1 pseudogene is annotated in these 267 nt (G+C 56.6%); it reads right to left on the bottom strand.

From position 1 onward, the window contains the following. Positions 1–267, bottom strand: a pseudogene (locus tag JI666_RS21085) (hypothetical protein); the annotation flags it as partial.

Raw genomic sequence — 267 nt, 5'->3', positions numbered from 1 at the left:
CGTTCGGAAAGTTAGAGACGGTCGCTTTGACCTCTTTGTGGCCGACCACCGGATACATCTCCACATACAGCTCATTGGCCGCTTTTGATACCGACCAGTCGACAACGCGCTTGGCAGCGTCGGTCTCGTTCACCAGACCCACGGCTTCAGATTCCCAGCCGATTCCCTTAGGTACGATCACATCCAGTGGCGCGCCCTGCGTTTTCAGTTTCGCACCACGACTGGCCATGGAGATACCGATAGCCACTTCGCCCATACCTGCCTGTA

Origin of the sequence: Bacillus sp. NTK071, from assembly GCF_017303315.1 — a bacterium.
Lineage (GTDB): Bacteria > Bacillota > Bacilli > Bacillales > Guptibacillaceae > Guptibacillus.
The sequence above is the reverse complement of the archived record's forward strand: the minus strand, read 5'-3'. Positions and strand labels throughout refer to the sequence as shown.